This is a genomic window from Paraherbaspirillum soli (assembly GCF_042654985.1).
Classification (GTDB): Bacteria; Pseudomonadota; Gammaproteobacteria; order Burkholderiales; family Burkholderiaceae_D; genus Paraherbaspirillum; species Paraherbaspirillum soli.
This window is the reverse complement of record NZ_JBHSMT010000004.1, coordinates 89,615-108,351: the sequence shown is the minus strand read 5'-3', so window position 1 is coordinate 108,351 and position 18,737 is coordinate 89,615. Positions and strand designations below refer to the sequence as shown.

The following is an 18,737-nucleotide window of genomic DNA, read 5'->3' as shown; positions in this document are numbered from 1 at the left end:
GGGGCTGAACGACAAGAGCCGGATGAATCGAGAGGTTCACGTCCGGTTCTGTGAGAGCCTGAAGGGGAGGTTCCTTTGGGCGACTCGATCTCCCGTTTAGCAGCGGAAAGCGGTTTTAGTACTACACACCTTGGAGGCACCATGACTAGCACCACCACGCCAGCATCATCAGGCAAATCCGCTTCATCCACGCAAGACAGTTCCATCCCCATCACCACATCCACCAACAACAACTTGCCAGACCGGCATTTAACCGTCGGCGTCTGCCCGGAGGGCAAGCTCAGAACCCCTTGGATTCGGCTGCGTGGCAAATGGCTATTGGCAGCAGGCTTCACGCCTCAAACCCGCATCCGGGTGCAGGTGAGAAGAGGCTGTTTGTTCATCACCAGGGAGTAAAAAGTAGGGCGGATGAGCGCAGCGTTATCCGCCGTTGGATGTGCCACAGGTGTTTGACGCATCCAAGACGGCGGAAGACGCTGCGCTTTTCCGCCCTACTTTCCGAACGGCCTGTTCTGATGCATGGTTGTTGAACAATTGAACAGCGGAGAGGGCTGCATCACATGCGGCCCAAGCTATTGCGCCATTCAGCGACCCCACATAAGTGTTTTCCGCATTGCAAAAATTCCTTATTTGCAATACATTTGCCTCCCTATCTGCAGGCTGGTGTTCGAACGGATAAACAAATCGTTCGGATAGCGAGGAAGGCCGATGCCGTGCCGGCAAGGCGATGGTTTTTTACGAGCGCATAAAAAAGGAATGTTGATGGCGGGTTTTGGAGTGACCAATGTGGTCGGTCGTGGGCGCTTGTTGGATTGGACTGTCGATCTGGGTTCTGTTCGGAATAGGAGTAATTTACTTAAGCATATTGTCGTCGGCTTTGTACTCGCCTTGATAGCGATGATGGCGCACCAGGCTGGCCACGCTGCTGGTTATGGTTTTGATGGCTATCCAACTCCGGCTGCTTACTGTACCGCTTGGGGCTGGCCTGTCGTAGCTCCATATGCTGACTACAAATATGGTGCTTGTTACGACCGTCCCAACGGGACAGCCCAACGCGTGATTCCTAATCAGGGTACTTGTGATTTACCCAACGTTGTAGACCCCGTCACGTTATCTTGTGGCGCCCCTACCGTTCCCCCAATTTGCTATACACATGACCAGATGCCACGCGCCGCTGCGCCTTCATTTTCATCCGCTGGTGCAGCCTGCGCGGATCGTCTGAGCATTGCACAAAGTCCGCCGCCAGGATCGTATTGCACCAAAAATCCGGGCATGTGTACCGTGTACGTTTCCGTCTCGCCTACAGCAGAAAATAATGCGTGCACATTAGTCGGCGTTTTTCCATATCCAGGAGGACCGCAACACGAAGAGAGTGCGCCTCTCTATCAATCAGCTTGTAGCGTTCCACCCGCAGCCTGTCCGGTCGGCACTGCCGGCGCCTCATCCTGCGCACCCAATAAAACCCAGGGCGGTCAATGCCCCAGCACGCAAAACCCGATCCATATTGCTACCGGCAACAAATACTGGAGCGACGCCGACTACCGCGCGGCCGGCATAGGCGGCTTGCAATTACGCCGCTTCTACAATAGCCAGAACACCGCCGCTGTCAGCACGCTAGGCACTGCCTGGCGCCATGCTTACGACAGTTCCATCGCTCCCAACCTGACCGTCAATGGCGTATCGGCGGTGCTGGTGGCGCGCGCCAATGGCACCGCCTATGCATTCACTGCCAATGGCAATACCTATACTTCACAAGACGCCGACATTACCGACAAATTGATCGGCCTGACCGACGGCAGCGGCAAAGCCAATGGCTGGCAATACACGATCGCTGCCGACAATAGCGTCGAAACCTACAACGCCGCAGGCCAGCTGATATCGATCCGGGACCGGGTTGGCCTGGTCCAGACCTTGACCTACAGCGATGCGACGACGCCAGCAGCAGTCGCGCCGAATGCTGGTCTACTGATCCGTATCACGGATGCCTTCAGCCGCGCATTGAATCTCACTTACGATAGCAGCAAGCGCATCGCCACCCTGACCGACCCGGCAGGAGGGAAATACCAGTACAGCTACGACGCCAGCAACAACCTGGCATCGGTCACTTACCCCGACGGCAAGGTCAAAGGCTATCTGTACAACGAACAGACTTATACCGGCGGCACCAGCCTGCCGCATGCGTTAACCGGCATCACCGACGAGAATGGCGGCCGCTATGCCAGCTACTATTACAACGCCCAAGGCAAAGCGTATTCGGAACAACATGCCGGCGGCGTCGACCAATATCAGCTGGCCTATAGCGCTGACGGCAGCAGCACCACCGTCACCGACCCGCTCGGCACGACCCGCACCACCAGTTTCACCACGATCTTGGGCGCGATCAAAGCCAGCGGACAAAACCAACCGGGCGGCGCCGGTTGCAGCGCCGCAGCCAGCAACGTTACTCACGACGCCAACGGCAACGTCGCCAGCCGCACCGATTTCAACGGCGCCGTCACGACCTTCAGCTACGACCTGACGCGCAACCTGGAAACCAGCCGGGTCGAAGCGTCCGGCACGCCACAAGCGCGTACGATCAGCACCCAATGGCACCCGATCTTCAGCCTGCCGCTCAAGATCGCCGAACCGAAGCGCGTGACCAGTTACAGCTACGATGCGTCCGGCAATCTGTTGAGCAAGACCGAACAAGCGACCAGCGATGCGACCGGCGCGCAAGGCTTGGCGCCGACCGTGACCGGTAACGCCCGTACCTGGAGCTACACGTACAACGCTGTCGGTCAGCTGTTGACCGCCACCGGTCCGCGCACCGATGTCGCCGATAAAACGACCTATGCCTACGACAGCAACGGCAACCTGAGCACGATCACCAACGCCGTCGGCCAAGTGACGACCTTGTCGAACTACGACGCCAACGGCAGGGTCGGGCTGATTGCCGATGCGAATGGCGTCACCACGCAACTCAGCTACAGCCCACGCGGCTGGCTGACCGCCAAGAGCGTCACCGCCAACGGCACGGTTGAAACCACCAGCTACAGCTACGACGGCGTCGGCCAGCTAACCCAGGTCACGCTGCCGAATGCGTCGACCGTCAGCTACAGCTACGACCCGGCGCACCGCTTGACCAAGATCGCCGACAGTCTCGGCAACAGCATCGTCTACACGCTCGACAACATGGGTAACCGGATTAACGAACAAGTCAAAGACCCGAGCGGCGCATTGGCGCGGCAGACCAGCCGCGTGATCGACGCGTTGAATCGCGTACAACAAATTACCGGAGCAGCGCAATGAGAGGGCATTTCACTTTGAATCAACAACGGATCAAGACCATCGTCGGTGCCGTGTTGTTCACGCTGGCTGGCGCGTCAGTCGCGCAGCAAAACACGACTTTCAGTTTTGAATACGACGCGATGGGGAATCGGACCAAGATTACCGATCCTTTAGGTCACGTTTGTGAAAAAATGTTGTGAAAAAATTTATTGTGACATTCTGAAATTAGAATTTCCGTATTCTTCCTTCCCGGAGTACTCTAAATACGGTAGTTGGTTATGCGTTACCATAGTCGGCCCAGTAGGCCGGAGAACGTTCCGTACCATCGACTGAAGAGGGGGGGAATTATGAGTATCTTATTAAGAGTCCTCGGCGACAAGTCGGGACGAGGTGTTGCGAATTCGGATGTGTCGGATGAAAATGCCCGACTTTTGAAGTTGCTTGAGGAAAACACAAAGCGTGTCGATGTATCAGCGGATGGGGTGGTCAGCGTGAATCTTAACAATGATGAAGCGGTGAAGAAAATCTTCAGAAGAATGCATTCACTCAAGAATGTTGTGATCAAGTAAGGTTCAGAGCTGATGGGAGCTATCGGACTGGTTATCTTGTTGGTAAGTGGTTTTTTCTTTTCATCGCAATATCCAAAAGCTCGTTATACCCAAAGTCGATCGACCGGTTGGGATTCCTACTTTCACGTTGTCAAATGGGGCACCTTGTTCTCAGGTATCGGCGCCTTTATTTACATGCTCACCACTTGGTTTGGTCTTGTCCCCATAGTGCTTTCCTGGTTCAACAAAGACATAACCGATCTGGATCAATTGAAATTACCCCATGACGATCTCAAATTTTTCTTTTGGGCTGTCGTGACGGTTGGTTTGGCGTGTGTTGCTGGTTGGTTGACGAGTCGCTCGAAGACTCAAGCTCATAAGGCGCTCATCCAGGTAACCCGCGATAACCCGTTTGAAAAACTGCTTCTTGAAGCGATATTAGATCAGGACCTTGTCCAGGTCACTCTGGCGTCTCGTAAGGTCTATATAGGTGTCCCCCTAAGTGGGGCAGATTTTCTCAAGCAAGACTACATATCGTTACTGCCAGGATTGAGCGGTCACCGCGATAAGGACACATTAAGGCTGGTCCACGACATTAACTACAACGCTCATTATGAAGAGCTCGATAGGAAATTCGAAGAAGAGCGGAAGCGCAATGTCGACAGTAATATCAAAGATAAAAGTGCAGGCGAGCGGGCCGCAAGTCTAAATGCTTATCGAGTTGTAATTCCTATCAAAGACATCGCCAATATCGCGTTTTATGATATCGACTTCACTGTGCAATGTGAGATTGATCCACCAGATAAAAGCGAGCCAGGTATATTCAAACGTGTCTTGCGAGCGATGCTGAATGAATAGTTCGGGCTTAGTAGTGCGGGCAGGCCGCTTTTAGACTTTACCGAATTTACTTCCCACACGATAGTCCGGCTTTGCCAACTTGCCAAACTTACAGTAAAAAATACCTTCTGCCAGTTTTGCGGATCTGCGATACCTCATCGGATCTATCTTGTGAAAAGCTGACCTTCACCAGATCCAGCCCAGTCCAGATCCCCCCACCTCCCCAGCAAACAAACTCCCACCAAAAGTCACTGTAGTGGTCTACACCCCGCCCACCACCAGCATCATCCACGACACCGCCATCCCATCCACGCACAGCACGCAGACTCCGACACTGTCAGCACTATCAGTAGGATTCGAGCGCATCCTGACTAAGATGGTAGTTGCGGGTTTCAAGGGCAAATGCCGGCATGGGAAGCGACAGAAGCTGCCGGCAAGTCGCTGTTAAAAATCAAGGGAAAGTCATCCCTGTCCATCAAGAAGAAGCTCGCCAAAACAAGCGATTGGATCTGCTTGATCGCCCCGATCGCTTGCGCCGTTTCCGCATCTATCCTTCAAATAACACCATGGAGAAATAATGGCAAATCCGAAGAATTTCGTAGATCTACAACGCGGCTTTTACAACGCTCTGTCCCAGGGTCTGGGATATTCTCCCAGCGATCCGTTCCAGGTGATCCAGCCGTCGCCGCCGCTGACCGGGGGCGATCAAGCCGATGAACTGTTGTGGAACTACCTCAACAACCTGCCTATGGACTCGCTCACGCAGAACATGCAACTGAGCCCCGGCAATCAGTTCCTGGCCAACTACCAAGGCGTGATGTCGGCGCTGAAAGCGGCGCCCAACACGTTTGTCTCGACCGTCGGCAAGCCATGCGCGGACGCATTCGACAAGGCGATCAAGGACGGCGACGCCAAGCCGAGCCCAATGGGATTCCGCAATTGGGCCATGTTCGGCGAGTGGTCGCCGGTTGCGGTATCGGGCGCGTCGGCGCTGGCGGCCGCTTTGCTCGATCCGGTGTTCGCGGCCCAGATGAATGTCTTGCCTTACAAGCCGGTGGGCAGTGAGCCGGTCGTTTTCTCGACCGGCTACAAGACCATGATGACTTTGCTGAAGAAGGCGCCGAGCCGGTCGTTCAAAGTCTCCGCCAGCGACTGGAATTCGGATGTTTCGAAAACCTGGGCGAGTAATTCCAGCAGCGGCTTCTTCGGGTTGTGGGGCGGCAGCAGCTCAAGCTCGACACTCAGCGAGAAGTTCGCTTCCAGCGGCGTTTCGCTACAGGCGCATTTTCAAAATGTGCTGCCTTTCATGGCCACGCCGGGCGACTGGTACAGCTCGTCGGCGTTCGGCCTGGCATTCAACAGCCCGGGCCGGGCACCGTGGGATCCAGAAAAGCCAATCAACTGGGACAAAACCTTCGGCAAACCGGATGGCAATATGCAGCGCTTTGCGACGACTCTGCTGATCGCTCACAAGATGGACATCACGGTCCAATCCCAGGCCACCTATAGCGAGCTGGAACAGTCGGAAATCAAGCGCAACGAGGGCAGCGGGCTGTGGCCGTTCTACAGCAGCGGCAGCGGCAGCGGATCGAGCACCAGTGCGTCGTTCAATGCGGCCGGCAACATGGTGGTCAAGATCACCAGCCCGCTGAATGTCGCGGTCGTGATCGGCGGCATCGTGGCGCCTGCCGCGCAATACCTGGGCCATGAAGCGCAGGCGTCGAAAATCATCATGAGTAAATTCTTCGGGTGATGTCAGTCGGGCACCTGCTCAGGCAGGTGCCCGGCCACCCGGTCTTGCCGTGCCCCAGCAGAGGCATGCAGCTTCTGTCGGGGCAGCGCGGGATCTTCGGGATCCCGTGCACGCAGGTTTTCAATACCGCAAAAAGGGGCAAATTCATGGCTTCATTCGACGAACTGCAAGAGATTTTTGTTGCGCAAGAATTCGCGATGCTGGGGTATGCCGCGCCCGCTGGGCGGGTGCTGCAACCGCCTTCGCTGCTTCCGGCCGGAAATGACGAGGCGCTCTGGGCTTTCTTTAACACGATCCCATCGAACTCGCAGATCTACGCGCCCGGCGGCGACAAGTTTTTTACCGCTTACTCGGCGCTGATCGATTCCTTGATCGCCGGAGACGGGGTGCTCGATCCGGTCGCGGCTGCCAAGCGGCGTCTGGCCAGCTGGGGTCACAAACCACCGGCCTGGAATGTCGGCTATGCAGGCCTCAAGAAGCAGCTTGCCGTCGCCCCGTCTGTCTCGGTTGGATTCGGCAACCAGGCCGAGCCTGATTCGGGATTTTGGGGACTTTGGGGCGATAGTCCTGCGGTCTCAGGACCGAGCGCGAAGTTCGCCGCCGCCAATTTGAGCGTGGATATTTCGATTTTCAAAGCGCTGAGTTTTACGCCGACTCCCGGCGACTGGTATGTGTCTTCGGTGCTGTCGCTGGTACACTCGACGCCCAGCGGTCTGCCGTGGAACCCCAATTCGCCGATCACCTGGCAGAGCACGTTCGGCCCCGACGGCAATCTGCAGCGCTTCCTGACGAGTCTGATGGTGGTATCGGACATGCGTGTCCATTTCCATTCGAGCGCGGCGTTCAGTGCTGCCGACCAGCAGTTGATCCAGCAGAATGCGGCGGCAGGGTTGTGGCCTTATTATCTCGGCGCGGGCGACGCCAGCACCAGCGTGCGTTTCGACAAGGCGGGTCAAATGACGGCCAGCATTATCAGCGAAGCGAACACGCCGATTGCCATCGCTGCCAACGTGCTGACTGCCGCGCAGTACCTCGGCGGTTGATATGTCTTCGGTACGGGCGGACCGTCAATTCCGCCCAAATCTCGCGGCCTGGCGCCAGCGATTTCCCCTGGCCTGCACTCCTGAGCCGGCACCGATCGACGCTTGAATGACTTGAGAATAATCTCAAACACCAGTCGCCCAAAAAAAGCCCAACCTGCACACAGACGAACAAATGTCCAGCTGAAATATATTTCAGAAATATTTCAGTTGTTGAGATATTTTTTCTTGCCGTTCGGAAAATTTGCAAATAGAATCGCCGTCAATAAATTTCCTATTGACAAGGTTGTCGATGCGGAGGGAGACCGCATCTTTCGATTCAATTTGATGTTCGGATGACAATGCCGGCAGTGAATTCGATGTGACGTACCAAACCGACGGCAAACCAGGAACAACTCCGAGCAGCAATTGCAGCAATCGAAAGAGCATGCCTGGCCAGACGTATTGACGCCTGTAGGTGTGTCTTTACGTCTTTTACCGGCCAGGCGCTGCGGCAGCGCTGATGCTCGGAGAAAAGATGCGTAATGTGTACGGGAGAAGGATAGCGCAACAGGTGCTGCCGGCGATACCTGTAAAGGTTGGCAGACTTGATGAATACTCGGTAGCGACGCAGGAGCAGCAAGTTTTTCGGGGCGAGGTCGAAGCCGACCGCCGACACCGACGCAATACCAGCAATACCGGCGTTCTGAGCCGCACGCGCGCCATATTGGGCGCATTGTCCCTGTTGTTTTGCGCTGCCGCTTCGGCGCAGTCGATCGGCGTCAACAAGTCTTTCAATCCGGTGCAGATACAGGACCGGACCCCATTCAATGTCAGCCGGCTCAACGTTACCGTCACCAATAACGTCGGCGGCAAAACCCTGACCAACCTGAACCTGACCGATAACCTGCCCGCCGGGGTGGTGATCGCACCCAACCCGAACGTGAGCAATGCTTGCGGGGCGACGGTAGCCGCCACGGCCGGCGCGTCTTCGTTGACGATCCACGGCGGCCAGGTGAATTTCGGCGATGTCTGCCAATTCCAGGTCGACGTGGTGAGCACTACCGCCAGCATCTACACCAATACGATCCCGGCCGGCGCGCCGTTGGCTAACGGCGAGGTGGTGCCGCAAGCGGCCAGCGCTTCGCTGACGGTGATCCGGATGGACAGCAATTTGCCCAAGGCGACCGCCAAGACCTTCAGCCCTAATGCGCTGGTTTCCGGTCAGACCGCGCAAATGACGATCACTTTGCGCAACGACAATATCCTGCCGCTGCCGCATACCAACCTGCGGGACAATCTGCCTGCCGGGATGACGATTGCCAGCCCGGCCAATGCCTCGACCGATTGCAGCGGCGGCAGTTTGAATGCGACACCCGGCGCCTCGCAATTGTCGCTGAGCGGGACCACCATCCCGCCCGGCGCGACCTGTACCGTGACGGCGGCGGTGGTTGGCGTTGCGTCCGGCGCCAGCACGGTCAATCTGCAAAACAACATCAATCCTGGCGATCTGACTTCGCTCAATGGCGACGTGACGCCGCCCTTGTCCAACGCCGGCACCACCACCGGCACGCTGGCGGTGACGCCGGTGCCGACGCAATTGCTGACCAAGGCGTTTTCCACCGGTTCGCCGTATGTCGGGCAGGCGTTCAGCATGACCTGGACCTTGTACAACAACACCGTCACTCCTTGGAGCAACCTGGCGGTCAGCGACCTGCTGCCGGCCGGCCTACAGGTGTACGCCACCGCGCCAGCCGCCAGCACCACTTGTCCGGGCGGGGCGGTCACCGCTCCCGGCGGCAATGCGGTGCAATTGAGCGGCGCCAGCCTGGCCGTCGGCCGCTCTTGCACCGTGACCATCAAGGTGGTGGCGCCGACCGGCAGCAACGGCCAGGTGCTGACCAATACCATTCCAGCCAATTCGATGACCAGCAACGGCACGCCGCTGACCCACAGCGCCGCCAGCGCATCGGTCACGCTGGTGGCGCCGGGTCCTGGCACGGGGCCGGGCTTGAGCAGCGTCGATAAGAATTATGTGCAGTTGATTCCTGAATCGGCGCTGGACCCGGCGGGTGCGCTGCCGGCCGGGCACTTTCCGGCGACGGTTACCGGCGGTTTGATCGACATGACGATCAGGCTGAATAAATCGGTGCCGAGCGGCGGCGTCGACGTCGACCTGACGCCGCTGCATATCGACGACGACTGGTCGGCGTCGGCGCCCAATTTGCGTTTTGTTTCCACCGTCAGCAATCAATGCGGCGGCACCCTGACCACGCCCGCCGGCGGTCAGAGCCTGAGCCTGGATAACGGCGTGATTGCCCAAGGCGCCGGCAGTTGCACGATCCGTGTCCGGCTGCGCGCCGACACCAACCTGGGGCCGCCGCCGCTTGGCACGCCGCAGCGAAATTCGGCCACCGCCTGCGTCGGCAACGGGGTTTGCCTGCCGGCTGGAAGCCGCACCGGTACTGCCGACGGCCTGGTGATCGGCAGTCCGCCGCTGTCTCCCGCCAAGTCATTCAGCCCGGCCACCATCCCGCTCAACGGCACCAGCAGGGCCAGCATCACGATCCAGAATCCGGCCTCGGCCACGCGCTATAACGTGCAGGCGGTCGATGCGCTGCCGCCGGCGTTGAAATTTGCCGCGCCGCTGAACGCCGCGGTCTCATGCACCAACAATCCCGGCGTCACGCCGACTTTCCAGGTCAACGGCAAGACCCTGACGTTGATGGCGGCGCATATCAACGGCTTCAGCAATAGCGCGACGCCGCCGCAATGCACGATCGCGTTCGATGTGGTGGCCGACTCGGCGGCAAGTCCGGGCAGCACGGCGACCAACTCGATCCTGGCCAATGGCGTCACGGCGACCGATGTCGGCGGGGTGCCGGACCCGACCGCGACCAATGTCCGTCCAGCCGATGCCAACCTGACATTCAGCGATCCGCTGGCCGGTCCGCAGGTTTCTAAAGGCTTTAGCCCGATTGTGGTGTTCAAGAAAAACGGCAACGGTCCGATCAATAACAATGTGCAAGGCACCGGGATCGGTGAACTCAGCACGCTGACCTTGCAAATCATTAATCCCAATCCGGGCGGGGCGAATAACCTGAGCGGACTCAGCCTGACCGATAACCTGCCGGCCGGCGTGGTGTTGGCGCCGGTCCCCAATGCCAGCACAGTCAGTTGCGGCGGCGCTGCCGCGGTCGCGGCGACGGCCGGCGGCACCTCGGTCGCGATTTCCAATGCGACGGTGACCCCGGGCAGCAGTTGCGTCATCAAGGTCGACGTCGTCGGCAGCGCCCAAGGCAACCAGGTCAACCAGGTTCCGGCCGGTGCGGTGCATACCGCGCAGGGCGTGAGCAATGCCTTGCCGGCCAGCGCCACGCTGACGGTGCTGGCGACCACGCCGATTGCTGCGCTGTACAAGGATGTGGTCAAGACCGGTAGCGCCGCTTCGATCCAGGGCCAACCGGTGGCGGCCGGCGACAGCCTGACCTATGTCATGAAGTTGTCCAATCCCGGCTATTTGAATTTGAGCCTGAAGGACGACGTGAAGCTGGTGCAGGACGTGATTCCGGTCGGCGCCACATTTGTGTCGGCGACCGGCGGCGATTTCAACGGCAGCTTGAGCGGCAATAAAGTGGTCTGGGATTTTGCCGGTTCATCCCGCGTCCTGGCGCGCGGCGAAGCGGTGACGCTGATGCTCAATGTCAAAGTCAGCAATACCGTCAATGCGCCGCTGGTCAATGTCGCCAGCACGCCGAACATCGCCAATTGCGGACCCTATGACAGCGCCGCATGCAGCTTCAGCCCGCCTGCCGCGGCATGCCAGTTGCCGGCCGATCCGCTGCACCCGAGCGCAGCCGAACTGGCCAATCCGGCGATTTGCCACCCGGTGGTGAATCCGATCGCCAGCGCCGCCAGCCTGAAGCTGGTCAAAAGCCACAGCGGCAAACTGACCGTGGGACAGGTCGGGGTGTATACGCTGACCATCAGCAATACCGGTGCCACCGCTAGCAAGGACCTGATCCACATCAGTGATTTGCTGCCGGACGGCATGAGCCTGATCGCGGCCAACCCTATCGTCAGCAGCAACGGCAGCATCAGCAATCTCGCGGTCAAAGGCCAATTGGTGACGTTCGACTTCACCCCGGCCGCCGCGATTACCGCTGGCAGCAGCGCCGTCCTCACTCTGAGCGTCAACATCAGCGCCGCCGCCAGCGGCAACCTCACCAATTTCGCCAGCATCAGCGGCCGTGACGACCTGGTGCGGCTGACGCCGGGTGTCGCCTGTAACGATGCCAATTACTGCAGCAAGGATCCGGCGGTGATCGACGACGTGCCGCTGTTGAGTCTGACCAAGACCGGGCCGGCCACGCTGACGCTAGGCGGCAGCGCCGAGTACACGCTGACTGTCAAGAACATCGGCAATGCGGCCACCAGCGGCGCCTTGCAATTGATCGAAAAACTGCCGCCGGGCTTGAGCCTGAACGGCGCTATCAGCAGCAAGGACGGGCGCGTCGCCAACCTGGTCAGCAGCGGCACGGTGCAGGGCGGCTTGACCCTCAAGTTCGACTTCATGCCGAGCGCTGCGCTGCCGGCCGCATCGGGGGCGGTCAGCATGACGGTGCCGGTGCAGGTCGCTGCCAGCATGCCGGTCGGAGCGGCCACCAATTACGCTTCGGTCGGCGGTGGCGGCGATCTGCAGAGCAGCGGCGTGCCGATGGCGCCGGGCAGCGATTGCAGCGATCCGCATTGCGCCAGCGCGGCCTCCACCATTGTTGCTCCCAATGCCTTGCTGTCAGTCGTCAAGACCGTCAACAAGCATGAAGCCGAGCTGGGCGACATGCTGACTTACAGCGTGACGGTGACCAATATCGGCAACTCGACGGTGACGCAACCGAGCATCGTCGATAGGCTGCCGGCGGGTTTCCGCCTGATAGCCAACAGCTCGCGGGTTAGCGGGGCGACGCTGGTGCGGCTGGATGGGGCGCCGGGTCCGCTGCTGACTTACGCGCTCGACCTGATCAATCCTGGGGCCAGCGTGACGCTGACTTATCGGGTCCGGCTCGGGGTCGGCGCGATGCAGGGCGACGGCATCAACCGGGTCACGGCAACTTGTCCGCGCAACGGCAATCCCAATTGCGCCAATGAAGCCCGGGCCAAGGTGCACGTCGTCGGCGGCGTCTTCACCACCGACGCTTGCGTGGTCGGCATGATCTTCGTCGATTGCAACGGCAACCAGGTCAAGGACAGCGAAGAGCTCGGCATCCCGGGCGTGCACCTGTACCTGGAAAACGGCACTTACCTGATCAGCGACGTCGAGGGCAAATACAGTTTTTGCGGCCTGTCGCCGAAGACTCATGTGCTGAAAGTCGATCAAACCACGCTGCCGCGCGGCAGCCGTCTGGTCAGCAGCAGCAATCGCAATGCGGGCGATGCCGGCAGCCTGTTCCTGGACTTGAAGAACGGCGAGCTGCAACGGGCCGATTTCATTGAAGGGTCCTGTTCCAACCCGGTGCTGGAGCAAGTCAAGGCGCGTCGCGCCCAAGGCGAAATCACCGGCCCGCAGACCGAGAAGAAACGCGGCGCGGCGCTGAAGTTCGAAGGCAAGGCGCCGGATTATCCGCAGCAGGGCACCGACAGCGCCAATCAAACCATCGTCAAGCCGCGCATTGAGCACGACGTCGACATCAGCCGCGACCTCAGGCGAATACCGGAGACCATCAGCGAACGCGACACCCCATTACAACAACTGGAAATCAATCAGGGAGGTCGCCATGCGCAATGAACTTTACAAAAGCGATTCGGCGACCGTGCGCAGCATGCATTTTGCGGTGATGGCGCTGGCTGTCGCCGGCACTTTGCCGGCATGGGGGCAAGGCACGCTCAACGGTTTCCGCGGCGACCTGGGGCAGTCGGTGAATACGTTCAATGGCAGCGCCGCTTCGTTCAAGAGCGGAGTCGATTTGCCGGCGCTGGATACCGGCAACAGCAACCTGCCGCCATCCGGCCCGAAGATTTATCCGGAGCGTATCGGCGACGCTGACTACGGCTTGAATCGCAAGGTCGGCGTGATCCGGGTCGAAGTCGAGCGCGACAGTTTGCCGGCCGACGGTCAGACCCCGGCCCGCCTCACTATCTCGGTGCTGGACCGTCAGGACCAGCCGCTCAAAGGCGAAACCGTCATCACGGTGGAAGCGTCCGGCGGACGGCTGCAGATCCCGGGTGCGGCGACTGATGAGTTCGGTCCGGCGGCGACCGATCGCGACCGCATTACGCCGGGCACCCAGGTCAAGGTGGTCGACGGCAAGGCGCAGGTATTGCTGCTGGCGCCGTATCAGCCGCAAGACGTGACCGTGCGCATCAGCGCCGGCCGGGCGCAGGCGCAGGGCGTGATCAGCTTTGTGCCGGAGTTGCGTGAAACGCTGGCGGTCGGTTTGGTCGAGGGGATTATCCATTTCGACAGCAAGTCGCCGCTGCAATTGTCGTCGGCGCGGCACGACGATGGTTTCGAGCGCGAGATCGACAGCTTCGCCCGCAGCGGCGACGGCGGCAAGCGCTACGGCGCGCTGCGCACGGCCTTCTTCCTGAAAGGGACGATCAAGGGCGATGCCTTGCTGACGATGGCCTACGATTCCGACAAGGACACCTACAACCGCCTGTTCCGCGACATCCGGCCGGAGGATTTCTACCCGGTGTACGGCGATGCGTCGATCCGGGGTTTCGATGCGCAATCGTCGTCCAAGCTGTATGTGCGGATCGACAAGGACAAGTCGTATTTGCTGTGGGGCGACTTCAACACCGGCGACGGCTTCAGCCAGTTCAGCGGCGGTGGCAGCGTCGCCGATATCCGCAAGCGCGATCTCGGCAATTACAGCCGCAGCATGAACGGTGCCCGTGCTCATTATGAGAAGGATGGCGCATTGCTGAACGGCTTCGTCACCAAAGACAGCCTGGTGCAGATGATCGAAGAATTTCCGGGGCAGGGGATTTCGGGGCCGTTTGCGGTTTCCAAGCGGGACGCGGTGTCGGGCACCGAGAAGGTCGAAATCATTACTCGCGACCGCTATCAGCCGGCGGTGATCCTGGCGGTCGAACCCTTGCAGCGTTTTGGCGATTACAGTTTCGAGCCGTTCTCCGGCCGCATCTTGCTGCGCCAGCCGTTGCCGTCGGTCGACGCCAACGGCAATCCAAAATCGTTGCGGGTGACCTATGAAGTCGATTCCGGCGCCGAGACGTTCTGGGTCTACGGCGTCGATGGCCAGTTCAAACTGGGCGAGCGGTTTGAAGTCGGCGGCAGCTATGTCAAGGACAAGAATCCGTTTGCGCCTTATACGCTGATGAGCGGCAACGCCAGTTTCAAGCCGGGCGAGCATACCGCCATCGTGACCGAGTACGCGCGCAGCAAGAGCGTGCTCGGCAGCGGTCTCGGCGCCAGCCTGAACGGCAATCCCTACAGCTTGCAGCCGAGCTACGGCCAAGCCGCGATGCCGGGCGGCCGCTTGCAGGAAATCAGCGGCGACGCCTGGCGGGTTGAAATGCTGCATCAGGAAGACGACTTGCAGGCGCGCGCCTACTTCGGCCGCAGCGATCCGCTGTTCAACAATCCGGCCGCATCGCTGACCCAGGGGCGGGAAGAGGGCGCGCTCAAAGTCACCAAGAAAATCAACGCGCAATGGGCAGCCTATGTCGAGGGCACCCACAGCAAGGACCGCAACGCCGGCGCCTTGCGCGATGCCGAAGCGGCAGGGGTCGCCTATACCGTCAATCCGAAGCTGGAAGTAGACCTCGGGCTGACTCATACCAGGGAAGAGGCGGGAGACTTCGGCAGCACGCCGCTCAGTCTCGGCTCCGGTCTGCTGGTCAATCCGCAAACCAATGCCGGCTTCGGCTTCAATACCGGCTTCGGCGCCAGCCAGCTCAATCCGCAAACCGGTTATGGCATCAGTGGCAATAACCTCGGCAGCAATTACGGCTTGGCCGGCGTGACGTATCACAGCACCGGCTTGCGTGCGCGCAGCACGTACAAAGTGAGCGAAAAAGTCGACCTGACTGCCGAATACGAGCACGGCATCGCCGACGATAGCTACCATCGGGCGGCGGTCGGCGCGGCTTATCGCTATGCCGAGTTGGGACGGCTGTACGGCAAATACGAATGGGCCAGCGGCCTGTCGTCGCCGCAAGCCACCAACGGCTTGTACGACAGCAGCGCTTTCGTGTTCGGGGTGGATAACGAGTACATGCCGAACCAGCGCGTGTTTTCCGAATACCGGATGCGCGACGCCATCGCCGGCAACGACCTGCAATGGGCCAGCGGCTTGCGCAATGCCTGGAACGTCAGCGACACGGTCAAGCTGTCCAGTTCGGCCGAGTATCTGCGCGCCTATCGCGGCCAGACCCAGGATGCCTACGCCTTGACCGGCGGCGTCGAATGGCGGCCGAATGAACTGTGGCTGTTGGGCGGCCGTCTGGAGTGGCGCCGCACCAAGGACCGCGACGTCACGCAGACCAACACGACTGACCCGCAGGCGGCGCCGATCACCACGCTGCGGCCGGGCAACGATAGCTGGTTGTCGACCCTGACCGCGGCACGCAAGATCAATCGCGACTGGACTTTCCTGGGCCGCAATTATCTGCTGTACACCGACAACCGCGGCCACACCGGCAACCTGTGGGAAGACAAGGTCCAACTCGGCCTGGCTTATCGCGACACCGACACCAACCGCCTCAACGTGCTGGCACGCTATGAGTATTGGCTGCAGCGCGATCACAGCGGCTTGAATAATTATGTGCCGCCGGCCGGCATCAACGATGGCCTGGGCGGCAGCGATCCGAACGCCAGCCAGGGTTTCGACAAGCACATCGTGTCGGTGCACGGCGATTATCATCCGAGCCGGCCGTGGTGGATAGACGGCCGGCTGGCGGCCAAATGGCAGCGCGATTATTTCGACGGCGGGCGCGATATCTACAGCGCCTACCTGGTCGGCGGCCGGGTCACGTACGACATCAGCAAGCGCTGGGATATCAGCGCGCTGACTTCGGTTCTCTACAGCCCGCAGGGTCGCAGCAAGCAGTACGCAGTCGGGGCCGAGGCCGGCTATCAATTGCAGGACAATCTGTGGCTGTCCGCCGGATACAACTGGCGCGGCTTCAACGATCGCGACCTGACCGGCTCGGATTACACCAATCGCGGCGTCTATTTGCGGATCCGGTTCAAGTTTGACGAAGATCTTTTTGGCGGCCGCGATACCGTCCGCAATCCGGCGCTGAAGCGCGATAACTCGTGAAATTAAAAGAAGTGAGAAAACTCATGAAATCGACATTGCAATCGACATCCACATTGATTCCAGCCCGTCCGCTGTTGGTCGCGGCCATCGCTTTGGCGCTGACGGCCTGCGCCGCTCCAGTGCCGCCGGACGGACAGCTGGCGGCGCAGCAGGAGCGGATCAGCGACGGCGCGATTCATCGCGATCATGGTGTGTACCGGGCGACCCAGGAGCGGATCAAGGCCTTGAACGATGGCGGCCGGCGGGTCGCCGATTATCAGCTGTCGAAGGCGCAGTGTTGGCTGGATGTCTCGTTTCATGAATACAGCCGCAACGACCGCGGCGATTTCCCGCAGGCGGCGCTGAGCGAAAGCCAGCGCATCTTGAGCGCGCTGGAAGCCAGGCAGGACGCGGGCTGGGAAACACCGCTGGTCAACCACGCCGAAAAGCTGCGGCCGGATTTGTGGGCCCGATATGATGCATTGAAGAAGGACGCCGGCTTCCGCTGCGCGGGGCAGCAGACCGCCTGTGCCGAAGTCGAGCTGGTGCATGCCGGGAATGAAATCCGGCAAGCCGGCTGGCGCCATGCCAAGCCCTACGTCCAGATCGCCGAGGACTTGACCGGCGGCGCGGAAAAATCCGCCGCCAGCTGTGCCGCGCCGGTGCAGCCGCAAGCTATGCCGGCGGCCGGCAGCGCGCTGGAAAAATTCACCTTGTCGGCAGACGCCTTGTTCCATTTCGATAAATCGGGCGACGCCGATTTGCTGCCGAAGGGACGCAAGGAGCTAGACATACTGGCGCAAAAAATCGCCACCGGCTATGCCGCAGTCAGCGCGCTGACCGTGACCGGCTATACCGACCGGCTCGGCAGCCCCGCTTACAACCAGCGCCTGAGCCTGGCGCGCGCCAATACCGTCAAGTCCTACCTGCAGGCACGCGGCGTGACCGTCCCGATCAGCGCCGAAGGGCGCGGCATGCAGGAGCAGCTGGAAGCCTGCACCGGCATCAAGCCGAAAGCCGCGCTGGTCGCATGCTTGCAACCGAATCGCCGGGTCGAGGTGGTGGTGCAGGGGGGAAAGAAAAATTAGCTCGGTTGCGCGAGGCTGTGCCCGTGATGGGGCAGCCTCGCGCCAGGCTTTGGACGTTTACAACAGTCCTAAAATGGCTGCTTTGATGACACCTGCGTTTTTGTTGACCGCATCCAGTTTGATCAACGCATTATTCACGTGGAAATTGACCGTGCGTTCTGAGATGCACACGATATCGCCGACTTCGCTGGAAGTCTTGCCGTCTGCGGTCCAGCGCAATACTTCGACTTCCCGCGGGGTCAGATTGACCGATGTTTCAGGCATCAGCTTCGGCACCAGCATATTGGACAAGCCGTGATGCGCTGTCTGCACCAGCCAGGACAGTTTCAGCGACTGGTCGCGCAGCTCGCTGACTTGCAGGCTGTCATGCGAACGGGCCAGGGTCAGCAAGCCGGCGACGCCACGGGCATCGAAGCACGACTGCGCCCAGCCGATGCGCAGGCCGTGAGCGCGCGCATCTTCCCAGAACGGCCGGGAGACCGCAAACACCTCGTCCGACCACACCAGGGGCATGACCGAACGCATGCCGTGCACCACTGTCGGATCGACCGCAACATAGTTTTCCTGCAGGTAGCGCTGCTGCCAGCATTCCGAGTAATTGCTCAGCATGACCACCTTGGGTTTGGAGATCGGCAACGGCATCTTCATGCCATACGCGCAATAATCAAATCCCAATACATTGGCCGCATGCGACAACGTCACAAAAAACTCGGTATCCGTCTTCGCGGTTAGCAAAGACTGTATTTGCTCTTCTCGCCAAGCATCCATTTTTCGCCTCTTAAAAATTTGTCTTTTGAACAAAGAACTTTCAGCTCGCTAAAAAAATTGCGTCATACGCAATCAAGCGATTCAAATGCGATTCGAACAGCGATATTTCTGCTGTGACTCGGCCCGGAACATCCTGCATGGACGCAGCATAAGTGCATGCTCACGTCGCCACTCAAACGCGGTCATGATGACTG

Annotated in this window: 11 protein-coding genes; 10 read left to right on the top strand and 1 reads right to left on the bottom strand. The window is 59.7% G+C overall.

Annotated features, from left to right (window positions below):
• Positions 1 to 141: 141 nt before the first annotated feature.
• The 10 genes from ACFPM8_RS00920 (at position 142) to ACFPM8_RS00875 (ending at position 17,775) form a co-directional block, all read left to right on the top strand.
• Positions 142 to 396: a SymE family type I addiction module toxin gene (locus ACFPM8_RS00920; protein ID WP_378994021.1), complete on the top strand. Its 255-nt coding sequence runs from the start codon at positions 142 to 144 to the stop codon at positions 394 to 396.
• An 876-nt stretch (positions 397 to 1,272) separates the two neighbouring features.
• A complete protein-coding gene (locus tag ACFPM8_RS00915; protein WP_378994019.1) occupies positions 1,273 to 3,288 on the top strand; it encodes a DUF6531 domain-containing protein in 2,016 nt (671 codons plus the stop codon).
• On the top strand, positions 3,285 to 3,467 hold the full coding sequence (locus ACFPM8_RS00910; protein WP_378994017.1) for a hypothetical protein: 183 nt from the start codon (positions 3,285 to 3,287) through the stop codon (positions 3,465 to 3,467). Before ACFPM8_RS00915 ends, ACFPM8_RS00910 begins: the two co-directional genes overlap by 4 nt.
• A gap of 147 nt (positions 3,468 to 3,614) precedes the next feature.
• Positions 3,615 to 3,836, top strand: a complete 222-nt coding sequence (locus ACFPM8_RS00905) for a hypothetical protein (RefSeq protein WP_378994015.1) — start codon at positions 3,615 to 3,617, stop codon at positions 3,834 to 3,836.
• A 12-nt stretch (positions 3,837 to 3,848) separates the two neighbouring features.
• A complete protein-coding gene (locus ACFPM8_RS00900) occupies positions 3,849 to 4,673 on the top strand; it encodes a hypothetical protein (RefSeq protein ID WP_378994013.1) in 825 nt (274 codons plus the stop codon).
• A gap of 556 nt (positions 4,674 to 5,229) precedes the next feature.
• Positions 5,230 to 6,405: a hypothetical protein gene (locus ACFPM8_RS00895; RefSeq protein WP_378994011.1), complete on the top strand. Its 1,176-nt coding sequence runs from the start codon at positions 5,230 to 5,232 to the stop codon at positions 6,403 to 6,405.
• Between the two features lie 146 nt (positions 6,406 to 6,551).
• Entirely contained in the window at positions 6,552 to 7,448 is an 897-nt protein-coding gene (locus ACFPM8_RS00890; protein WP_378994009.1) for a hypothetical protein, read from the top strand.
• Positions 7,449 to 7,962: 514 nt separating this feature from the next.
• Positions 7,963 to 13,209: a DUF7933 domain-containing protein gene (locus tag ACFPM8_RS00885; RefSeq protein ID WP_378994007.1), complete on the top strand. Its 5,247-nt coding sequence runs from the start codon at positions 7,963 to 7,965 to the stop codon at positions 13,207 to 13,209.
• Positions 13,199 to 16,708, top strand: a complete 3,510-nt coding sequence (locus tag ACFPM8_RS00880; protein WP_378994005.1) for a hypothetical protein — start codon at positions 13,199 to 13,201, stop codon at positions 16,706 to 16,708. Before ACFPM8_RS00885 ends, ACFPM8_RS00880 begins: the two co-directional genes overlap by 11 nt.
• A 23-nt stretch (positions 16,709 to 16,731) precedes the next feature.
• Entirely contained in the window at positions 16,732 to 17,775 is a 1,044-nt protein-coding gene (locus ACFPM8_RS00875; RefSeq protein WP_378994003.1) for an OmpA family protein, read from the top strand.
• 57 nt (positions 17,776 to 17,832) lie between these two features.
• Here the strand turns inward: ACFPM8_RS00875 and ACFPM8_RS00870 are convergent, their stop codons facing one another.
• Entirely contained in the window at positions 17,833 to 18,543 is a 711-nt protein-coding gene (locus tag ACFPM8_RS00870; RefSeq protein ID WP_378994001.1) for an autoinducer binding domain-containing protein, read from the bottom strand.
• Positions 18,544 to 18,737: the final 194 nt, after the last annotated feature.